This is a genomic window from Curtobacterium sp. MCBA15_007, assembly GCF_001864905.1.
Lineage (GTDB): Bacteria > Actinomycetota > Actinomycetes > Actinomycetales > Microbacteriaceae > Curtobacterium > Curtobacterium poinsettiae.
Window position 1 is genome coordinate 1 of record NZ_MJGM01000019.1, and the last position, 9866, is coordinate 9866.

General features: G+C 71.3%; 8 protein-coding genes and 1 pseudogene. 5 read left to right on the forward strand and 4 right to left on the reverse strand.

Annotated elements, in window-relative coordinates; all coding sequences use genetic code 11:
* Positions 1 to 252: 252 nt before the first annotated feature.
* Positions 253 to 3684 (reverse strand): DEAD/DEAH box helicase, encoded by a 3432-nt coding sequence (locus BIU95_RS09745; RefSeq protein WP_139179734.1) that lies wholly within the window; start codon positions 3682 to 3684, stop codon positions 253 to 255.
* A gap of 435 nt (positions 3685 to 4119) precedes the next feature.
* Here BIU95_RS09745 and BIU95_RS09755 point away from each other — a divergent pair, with 435 nt between their 5' ends.
* Positions 4120 to 5121, forward strand: a complete 1002-nt coding sequence (locus BIU95_RS09755) for an AraC family transcriptional regulator (RefSeq protein ID WP_071251569.1) — start codon at positions 4120 to 4122, stop codon at positions 5119 to 5121.
* A gap of 9 nt (positions 5122 to 5130) precedes the next feature.
* Here the strand turns inward: BIU95_RS09755 and BIU95_RS09760 are convergent, their stop codons facing one another.
* Complete coding sequence (locus tag BIU95_RS09760; RefSeq protein WP_071251570.1) at positions 5131 to 6543, reverse strand: amino acid permease; 1413 nt, start codon at positions 6541 to 6543, stop codon at positions 5131 to 5133.
* A 76-nt stretch (positions 6544 to 6619) separates the two neighbouring features.
* On the opposite strand from BIU95_RS09760, the gene BIU95_RS09765 reads away from it, so the two are divergent.
* Entirely contained in the window at positions 6620 to 7120 is a 501-nt protein-coding gene (locus BIU95_RS09765; RefSeq protein WP_071251571.1) for a DUF427 domain-containing protein, read from the forward strand.
* Between the two features lie 93 nt (positions 7121 to 7213).
* On the opposite strand, the gene BIU95_RS09770 is transcribed toward BIU95_RS09765, so the two are convergent.
* Complete coding sequence (locus BIU95_RS09770; RefSeq protein ID WP_071251572.1) at positions 7214 to 7546, reverse strand: hypothetical protein; 333 nt, start codon at positions 7544 to 7546, stop codon at positions 7214 to 7216.
* 90 nt (positions 7547 to 7636) lie between these two features.
* Between BIU95_RS09770 and BIU95_RS09775 the strand changes: the two genes are divergently transcribed.
* The 3 genes and pseudogenes from BIU95_RS09775 (at position 7637) to BIU95_RS09785 (ending at position 9017) form a co-directional block, all read left to right on the forward strand.
* Positions 7637 to 8017, forward strand: coding sequence for a hypothetical protein (locus tag BIU95_RS09775; RefSeq protein ID WP_056068184.1), 381 nt, complete (start codon positions 7637 to 7639; stop codon positions 8015 to 8017).
* Positions 7987 to 8487, forward strand: a pseudogene (locus BIU95_RS19080) (DUF6264 family protein); the annotation flags it as partial. The gene BIU95_RS09775 and the pseudogene BIU95_RS19080, both read left to right, overlap by 31 nt.
* A gap of 95 nt (positions 8488 to 8582) precedes the next feature.
* Positions 8583 to 9017 (forward strand): hypothetical protein, encoded by a 435-nt coding sequence (locus BIU95_RS09785; RefSeq protein ID WP_017886545.1) that lies wholly within the window; start codon positions 8583 to 8585, stop codon positions 9015 to 9017.
* A gap of 4 nt (positions 9018 to 9021) precedes the next feature.
* Here BIU95_RS09785 and BIU95_RS09790 read toward each other — a convergent pair whose 3' ends face one another.
* Positions 9022 to 9642, reverse strand: coding sequence for a hypothetical protein (locus BIU95_RS09790; protein ID WP_017886546.1), 621 nt, complete (start codon positions 9640 to 9642; stop codon positions 9022 to 9024).
* Positions 9643 to 9866 lie beyond the last annotated feature (224 nt).

Genomic DNA, 9866 nt, shown 5'->3' on the forward strand with positions numbered 1-9866 from the left:
GGTTGGCGGATCTCGCACGGTGCGGATCTGGCGCGGGGGCGGGGCGGCGTGGTGGGCACGGTGCGGGGTTGGTCGGTGTGTGCGGTCGGTGTTGTTCGGTGCGGAGTTGTGGGGTGGCACGGGGCGGGCAATCTCGCACGGGTTGGCGGATCTCGCACGGTGCGGATCTGGCACGGCAGCGGGGCAGCGGGGCAGCGCGGCGGCGGGCAGCGCGGCGGCGGGCGAACAGCGGGGGAGCCGGCAGGCGGCGGGTCAGGTCAGCAGGGAACGGATGTCGTCGGCGGTCAGGTCGTCGGCGAACAGCGCGTCGTCGTCGATCATCGTGGCGAACAGCTCGGCCTTGCGGGCGGCGAGGGCGAGGACCTTCTCCTCGATGGTGTCCTCGGCGATGAACCGCTGGACGCTCACCGACCGGGTCTGGCCGATGCGGTGCGTCCGGTCGACGGCCTGGGACTCGGCGGCGGGGTTCCACCACGGGTCGAGCACGAACACGGTGTCCGCCTCGGTCAGGGTGAGTCCGAAGCCGCCGGCCTTCAACGAGATGAGGAACGCCGGGGCTGTGCCCTGCCGGAAGCGTTCGATGACCTCGGGACGCTTGCGGGTGGAGCCGTCGAGGTACTCGTAGCCGATGCCGCGGGCGTCGAGGGCGTCGGACACCATCCGCAGGAACGAGGTGAACTGGCTGAACACCAGGGCGCGTCGCCCCTCTGCCGCGAGCTGTTCGAGTTCGTCGAGCAGCAGGTCGAGCTTGGCCGAGGGGATCGGGGTCGAGCCGGATGTGACGTCGGAGTCGGACGACGCCGACCCGGACGCTCCGGCGGACACCAGCGCCGGCGACAGCGCGAGCATCCGCAGCAGCGTCAGCGACCGGAACACGATCATCCGGTTCTTGGACAGGTCGTCGATCAGGTCGAGGACCTTCAGCCGCTCCCGGTTGAGCGTGCGCTCGTACAGCGCACGGTGCGCGGGGTCGAGCGTGACCCGGACCACTTGTTCTTGCTTCAGGGGCAGGTCGGACGCGACGGCTTCCTTGGTGCGGCGGAGCATGAGCGGCCGGATCCGTCGACGGAGCCGCCCGGTGAGTTCCTGACGGGCTTCGCCCCGGAGCTCGGGTGAGGCGAGGGGCTTCACGTAGTCGTCGCCGAACCGGGTCCAGGTCGACAGCAGCCCCGGCGCGACGATGTGGAACAGTGCCCACAGGTCGGTCAGCCCGTTCTCGAGCGGGGTGCCGGTGATCGCGAACTTCACCGGTGCCTGCAGCTCCGAGGCGACACGGTGGGTCTGCGACTGCGGGTTCTTCACGAACTGGGCCTCGTCGAGCACCAGCGCCGACCACGGCAGGTCGGTCCAGGCGTCGGCATCGAGCCGGAGCAGCGCGTAGGACGTGACGACGACGTCCGACGCGGCGGCGGTCCGTGCGACGAGCCCCGGGTCCTTCAGCGACGTCGAGGTCACCGTCGCGACCCGCAGCGACGGCACGAACTTCGCGGCCTCGGCCGCCCAGTTGCCGACGACCGAGGTCGGTGCGACGACCAGGAACGGGGGATCGTCGGGCTCCGCGGCACGACGGGCGGCGACCATCGCGAGCACCTGCAGCGTCTTGCCGAGACCCATGTCGTCGGCGAGCACCCCGCCGATGCCGTGCGTCACCAGGAACGACAGCCACGCGTACCCGGCGTGCTGGTAGGGCCGCAGGTCGGCGTGCACGGTGTCCGGCACCGGGACGTCACCCGGGGGAGTCGCCCCGAGCAGCCCCGCGGTGATCGCCTGCCAGCGTTCGTCGTGCGAGGTCTCGTCGGCCAGCAGGTCGAACTCGGTCCACAGCCCGGCGTGCAGCGGCGTCACGGCGATCGGCTGGTCGGGCTCCCACTCGTCCAGGTCGCGGGCCTCGTCGATGAGTTCCTTGAGCCGGTCGAACGCGGGGTCGGCCAGGGACAGGTACGAGTTGTCGACGAGCTTCAGGCGTCGCTGCCGACCCGCGAGCGCGGTGAGCAGCGGCGTGAACGGGATCTGCTTGCCGTTGACGCTGACGATGATGCCGAGGTCGAACCAGTCGTGCTTGTCCGACGGCATCGTCGTGACGCGGATGTGCGGTCGCCCGCTCAGCCGCTCGTAGTCGAGCCGCTCGCCCTGCACGACGGTGCGGACGCCGAGCGACGGCAGCTCCGGCAGGAACTCGTTCGCGAACACCGCGACGTCGGCGCCGTCGATGGTGCCGTCCTGGAACCAGTCCAGTCCGCCACCGGGTCCGGCAGTGCGGACGGGAGGCCCGGCCCGCGTCGCGTCGTCGGCTGCCGTCGTCGCCGTGGCCGGCTCCACCGCCGCGGCCGGGTCCGAGACGGGAGTTTCGTCGGTGCCGGCCGGATCGTCGGCGGCACGGAGCCCGGACAGGTCGGGGAGCGGACCGTGCAGGGACACCGGGTCCTTCCGGCCGTCGACGTGCCAGCGCCAGTGCAGGTGCACGCGGTCGTCGGTGCGCGGCGCCCGGGCCGGCTCGAAGGTCGCGGTGAGCACGAGTTCGGGCGGGGTGCGCTCGGGCAGCTCCACCGAGCCGTCCGAGCTGACCAGCCCGAGTGCACCGCGCAACCGGGGCGACCAGTCCGCCAGGAACTCGTCGACCTCGGCCGTCGGCACGGTGATGCGGGTGCCCTCGACGAGCATGCGGCGCTGGTCCTCGGGCACCGGCGCGGGGGTCGGGGCGACGGCGACCGTGAACTCCGGGCTCTCGCGGAACACGTAGACGCCGTGGTCACCGATCATCCGCGCCGCACCGGGCACCACGGGTCGGCCGTCGAGCACCGCACTCGCGCCGATCACCACGGCGTCGTCGTGCCGGCCGACGTCGAGCAGCACCTGGGCCTGCGTGCCGAGCACCGCGCCGCCCTCGCGCTTGCCGGTGACGAACGCGATGTCGAGCGACGCGGCCTGTTGCAGGAGCGGCCAGAGCAGGGGACTCCGGAAGTCGTCGAGGTGCAGCCAGTCGCTCTCACCCGGCAACCCGGCGAGCTGCCCGGCACGGTGCAGGGCGGCGAGCTGCAGGAACCAGGCGTGCTGCTCGGCACCGACGCCGAGCCGGTTCTGCGAGTAGGGGAGCGTGCCCCAGGTCAGCTGCCCACGCACCCAGTTGCCGGCGTCGCTGCGGGTCACCGGGCGGACGCCGAGCCGCACGCTGCGGGACGCCGTCGGCAGCGCACGGCCGGCGGCACGGGCTCGCGAAGCGAGCTTGGCGGGGACCGCGTCACGCAACTCGAACTGCAGCCCCATTCGCGTGCCCTGCGGGGTGGGCGCCTGCTCGTCGTCACCGGCGAGGCGGGCGAGGTCGTGCCTCCAGTCAGAGGGCGGCGGAGCCGGCGCGTCCGGACGCGGGCCGGCGTTCGCGGCGAGGGCGCGGGCGTTGATGGTGAGGAGTGCAGCCGCGACGTGCTTGCAGTCGCCGCCGAGCGGGCAGCTGCAGCTGCTGCGGACCGGGCGGACGAAGTCGCCGCGCGCCGGGGTGGTGTCGACGCGCAGTTCGTACGGGTCGTCGGCGGTGCCGGACACGACCGCGGTGACCGTGCCGTCGTCGTCGTGCCAGGTGGCGTCGTCGACCAGTCCGGCGCGAACGACGTCGCGTGCACGGCCGAAGGTCTGCGGCCCGACGAATCGGATGACGTCGACGGCGTCGATCATCGGGGCTGCTGGCACGGGTCCATCGTGCCAGTCGCCACCGACGATCCGCGCCGCCACCCTGGGCGCCCCACATCGGGCAGGGCTACCGTCGACACCGGAGCGCGACGACTGCGGTCCACGGAACCGATTGGAAACGCATGCCGGACCGACTGCGGTGGGTACGCGACTCAGCCGACCACTGGAACGGGTGGCTCGGCTCGGAAGTCGTGTGCGACATCACCCGGACCGACACGTACACGGTCGATTCACCGGACCACTCGTTGACCGGTGGGCACTCGTCGTTCGAGAGCGCCGCCGCCCAGGTGCACGGTTGGGTGCGCTGGACCGGCCGTTAGGCCACGGAACGCAACCTGGTTGTAGGACCACCCGCCGCTCCTTAGCGTGAGGGGGCAGGTCGGCACCACCGCACGTGATCACACCGCTCTGCTTCCAGGAGAGAGAGGTGGCCCCATGACCGACACGACCGAGTCGAAGTCGCCCGCTCCGGGCTCCGACCCCGCTGCGCGTCCCACGCCGCCGCGTTCACTCGTCGCCGTGGCCGGGCAGGACACCGACTCCGCCATCAGCTCACTCGCCGGCATGTACGCGGGAAAGGCCTGGTACTCCCGGGCCCTCGACCAGGACTACTGGTTCAAGTACGTCGGCGTCGGTGACGAACGGCTCAGCATCCGCCGTTCCCAGATGCACGGGTACCTGCGGGGCGACGTCGCCACCGAGGGCGAGGTCGTCGTGCAGTGGCTCGAACGCGGCGAAGCCCGCGTCGACGTCGGCCACGACGAGGTCCGCATGCAGCCCGGCGTCCCGACGATGTTCCCCGTCGAGCGCCGGTTCGAGATGGAGTACAAGGACTGGGACCAGCGCCTGGTGCACCTGCGCCGGGACCTGGTGCTCGACGTCGCTGCCGAGAACCACCTGGTCGACGGCACCGTGGCGTTCGACACGACCGCCGCCCCGGACCCGTCCGCCGTCGCACTCTGGCGCACCGCCGTGTCGGGTGCCCTCCACGCGTTGCGCGAGGAGGGCGAGGAGTCGCTCGCCTGGCACGAAGCGCAGCGCGACGTCGCCCGCGCCCTGTTCCGGATGTACCCGCTGCAGGCCGAGCGGTTCCCCTCCGGGTACGGCACCCGCAGCGACGGACGACTCCGTGCCGCGGTGGAGTTCATCCAGGCACACGCCCACGAGCCGCTGACCGTCGCCGACGTCGCACAGGCCGCGGGGCTCAGCATCCGCGGGATCCAGGAGTCGTTCCAGCGGGCGTTCGAGCGCTCGCCGATGACGTACCTGCGCGAGGTGCGGCTCGGGCGCGTGCACGAGGAACTGCGGGTCCTCGAGCCGCATGCGACATCGGTGGCGGACGTCGCGCGGCGCTGGGGCTTCGCGCACATGGGGCGGTTCGCGTCGGTGTACGCGGCCCGGTTCGGGGAGTACCCGCGGGAGACGTTGCGGCGCTGAGCTGCCGGGTCAGGGCTTCGCCGGCTCGGCGAGCTTGCTGTGCTTCCGCGAGTACCCGAAGTACACACCGAGCCCGATCGCGAACCAGATCGCGAACCGCACCCACGTCTCCCACTGCAGGAACGTGACGAGCCACAGCGACGCGATGACGCCGATGATCGGGATGACGGGCATGAACGGCAGCCGGAACTGGCGGTCCAGGTCGGGCTGCCGGTAGCGCAGCACCACCACGGCCGAGCAGACCACGACGAACGCGAGCAGGATGCCGATGTTCGTGAGCTCCGCGACGACACCGATCGGCAGCACCCCGGCCAGGATCGCCGACGCGATGCCGAGGATCCAGGTCACCCGTGTCGGCACGTGCCGCTTCGGGTCGGTCTTCGCGAACCACTTCGGCATCAGACCGTCGCGGCTCATCGAGAACCAGACGCGCGAGGCACCGAGCATGAACGTCACCAGCACCGTGACGATGCCGACGATGGCACCGATCGCGATGACGTTGGCGACACCGCCGAGCCCGACCGACGCGAACGCCGACGAGAAGCCCGACGCCGGGTCGATGTCGGTGTACTTCTGCATCCCGGTGAGCACGAGCGTCGCCAGGACGTAGAGGACCATCGAGATGCCGAGGGACAGCAGGATCGCCTTCGGCATGTGCTTGCGGGCGTCGGTGGACTCCTCGGCCGCCGTGGACATGGCGTCGTAGCCGAACACGGCGAAGAACACGGTTGCGGCGCCGGTCATCACGCCGCCGAACCCGAACGGGAAGTACGGGGAGTAGTTCGCGCTGTTGATGTGGAACACCCCGAGCACGACGATGAGCACGACGAGCGCCACCTTGATGCCGACGGCGACGAACTCGAACCGGGCGGCGCTGCGGATGCCGCGGGTGAGCACGAACGCGGTGAGCAGGCACAGCGCGATCGCGAAGACGTCGATGACGTGGCCGTCACCGGTACCGGGGGCGCCGAGCATCCACGCGGGCAGGTCGATGCCGAACTGGCCGACCAGGAACCCGACGTAGCCGGAGATCCCGATCGCGACCACCGCCACGATCGCCGTGTACTCGAGCAGCAGGTCCCAGCCGATGAACCACCCGACGATCTCGCCGAGCACCGCGTAGCCGTACGTGTACGCACTGCCGGCCTTCGGGATGAGCCCGGCGAACTCGGCGTAGGACAGGGCGGCGGCGGCGCTCGCGACGCCGGCGACCAGGAAGCTGATCAGCACCGCGGGTCCGGCGACGCCGTTCGCGACGGTGCCGGCGAGGGTGAAGATGCCGGCGCCGATGATGCCGCCGATGCCGATCGCGGTGAGCTGCCACAGGCCGAGGTGCCGTTTCAGGCCGCCCTCGCCCCCGGCCTCGTCATCGATCGTCTCGATGGGCTTCCGTCGGAACAGGGTGCGTGTCGTCGTCGTCACCCGCCCATGGTGCACCCGGAGACGATTCCGCGCACGCACGCGGCTGCACCGCAGGCTCCGGGCGTACACCTGGAGCATGCGTCACCCGAAGAGGACCGAGCCCGGCCCCGGCCAGGAATCCGTCTGGGACTACCCCCGCCCACCCGCCGTCGAGCGGGTCACCGCCCGCGTCGTCGTCCGTCTGGGCGGCACGGTCGTCGCGGACACGACCGACGCCGTCCGCGTGCTCGAGACCTCGCACCCGCCGGTCTACTACCTGCCGATGGCCGATCTGGCCGAGGGCGCGCTCGTCAAGGCGTCGGGATCGAGCATGTGCGAGTTCAAGGGCCTGGCGCGCTACTTCGACGTCGTCGGCGGCGATGGCACGGTCGCGAGCCGTGCCGCCTGGAACTACCCGACCCCGGTTCCCGGCTACGAGTCGCTGCGGGAACGCGTCGCGATCTACCCGTCGGCGATGGACTCGTGCGAGGTCGGCGGCGAACAGGTCCAGGCGCAGGACGGCGACTTCTACGGCGGCTGGATCACGGCGGACATCGTCGGCCCGTTCAAGGGCGCGCCCGGCACGCTCGGCTGGTGACCCGGCGTCGTCAGGTGGGGCGGCCCTGACCCGGACCGACCCGTTTCGTGGGCGGCGGGGCGGACCCGACCCGGGCCTCCCGGCCGGACCGCGTCAGCGGTTGGCGTACGGCGACCAGAACGGCGGCGGGAACGTGCCGCCGCTCACGATCACGAGCACCTGCCAGACGAGCATGACGAGTCCGGCGGTGCCGATGCCGATGCCGATCCACGACCACACCTGCACGGCTCGGCGACGGCCGGCGATCCGGATCGCCCGCCAGCCGCTCAGCACGCAGACCAGCCCGAACACGGCAGCGAGCAGGACGTGGCGGATGGTGGACTGCGCGGGCACGATGATGCCCAGGTAGAACGCGACCGGTCCGAGCAACACCGCGAAGGTCGCCGGAGCTGCCGGCGGTTCGTGGTCCCGAGCGACTGCTCCCATGGACGGCATGGTAGCGAGTGAACCTCGCTTCGGGTACGTCCGGGTCGCGCAGCGCGGGCATCCGGCCGTGGGAACGGGCACCATGGAGGCATGCGTTCCTTCTTCCGCGTCCTGCTCGGCCTGGCCCTCGTCGTCGCGGGCACGAGCCACCTCACCTTCGCGCGCAAGGAGTTCACGGCGCAGGTGCCCGACTTCGTGCCGCTCGACGACGACACGACGGTGCTCGCGTCCGGGGTCGCGGAGATCACGCTCGGCTCGGCCCTGGTGCTCGCGCCGAAGTCGGCGCGTCGCTTCGTCGGCTCGGTCGCTGCCCTGTTCTTCACGGTGATCTTCCCCGGCAACCTGTCGCAGTGGGTGAACCGTCGCGACGCCTTCGGCCTGGACAGCGACGAGAAGCGCTTCGGTCGCCTGTTCGGCCAGCCCGTCCTCATCGCGCTCGCCCTCTGGTCGACGCGCGGCCGGCGCTCCTGATGGGCGCGCCCGCGCGGCAGACCGGGCCGGCCCCCGGCGTGGGCCCGGGGTCGGGTCCTGCGTCGGGTCCCGATCCGCTCGGGTCCGGCCCGGCGCGCTTCGGTCGGGAGGCCCGGCGCCCCCTGGCAGGACGCGCTCGCGTCGCGGACGTGGTCGCCTCCGCCGCCCTGCTCGTGGTGCTCACGGTGGGTGCGTTGGCAGCGGGGTGGGGGATCAAGCTCATGTCGCTGGCGTTCGTGTCGTGTGCGGCACCGGGCAACACCTGCAACGAGACGCTGGGTGACTCCGTGGTCGTCATGGGGCCGATCATCGTGGCGGTGGTGCTCGTCGCGACGATCGTGGTGTGCGTGCTGCGGCTCGTGCGCCGACGGTTGACCTGGCCGGTGGTGCTCGTCGGTATGGCAGCGATCGTCGCGGTGTTCTTCGCCTCGCTGTTGCTCGTCGACAGCTCGGTCACGCACGGCATCTGAGCGGTTCTTCCTCCACAGGCCGGGCTCGTCGAGCGTCTCTCCACAGAAGCTGGTCGTTGCCTCGGGGGTGGATGCTGGGCCGCCACGCTGGGGCCATGCCTGACACCGAGATGCTCGACCGCCTGACCCGTGAACCCGTCCGCACCGACGACGACGTCGTCGCACTCGTCGAAGCCGTCGTCGAACGCCCGCTGCGTCGGCAGTGCTGGGTGCTGTTCCTCGACGACCGCGGGATGTCGATCCCGTTCCTGCTGCCGATCGCCGACCTGCCGTACTCGCCGGACGAACACGTCGACGACTTCGCCGCCCTGATCGCCGACATCGTCGCGCAGCTCGGTGCCGCCGACGTCGTGCTCGCGTGGGAACGCCCCGGCGCCGATCGCCTCTACCCGGTGGACTGGGAGTGGGTCGACGCCTGCGCGTGCGCCCTCGACGAGCAGTCCGTCCGGCTCCGCGCGCAGGTCGTCGTGCACTCCGGTGGAGCGGCCATCGTCGAGTTCGACGAGGAAACGCAGGCGGTGGCCTCGTGACGGGTCAGCCCTGGGGAGCGGTGTCCGGCACGGTCTGGCCGGTGAGCTCCTCGACGATCACCTTCGCCTCGGGCCACGACTTCGCGTAGTGGTCCGGGTCCGAGTTGATCTGCACCGCGTGTGCCATCTGCGTCGGCGTCATCGTCTTCCAGCCGGGCACCTTCACGAGCTTCGTGTAGAACATCGTCGCGGCCGTGTACGGGTCCATCCGCTGCTCGTACGTGCCCCAGGCGCCGTTGTCGCGCTGCTGGAACAGTCCGCGGCTGTCCGGGCCGGCGGCGTCGCCGTGGTCCAGGTTGACCAGGCTCGACTCACCGATCGCGGTCATCACGCCGACGGCCTGCGTGTGCGGGCCGATCCCGAGTGCCTGGGCGGCTTCGATCACGTGCGCGGCGTTCACCAGGCGGTCCTGGCAGAAGCCGGCGACGGGTCCGGCCGGCACGACCATGCCGCCGATCGTCTTCGAGGCGACGGCCGGGCACGCGGGCTCCGGAGTCGCGGCGCTCGACTTGGCGACCCCGGCGAGCGAGTTGACCGCGATCACCACCAGGACGACCACGCCGATGCCGACCGCCACGATCCCGGCGCCGAACACCGAGGCCAGGGTGATGCCGACACGGCGCATGACGGGACCTCTCGACGGGCTGGGCGAGTGCTGGGCGGACGGAGCAGGAAGAGCAGCACGAGCGTACGGGCGCCTCCTGGGAAGCCTGCGGCGGCCCGCCGTGGTCGCACGTTCGGGGTTGGGGTTGGGGTTCGGGTTCGCGGTTCGGAGTCCGCGGTTCGCCGCCGGTTGCTCGCCGCGGGGAAGGTGCATCCCCAGTAACGAGTGACGGTTCTGGTTCACGA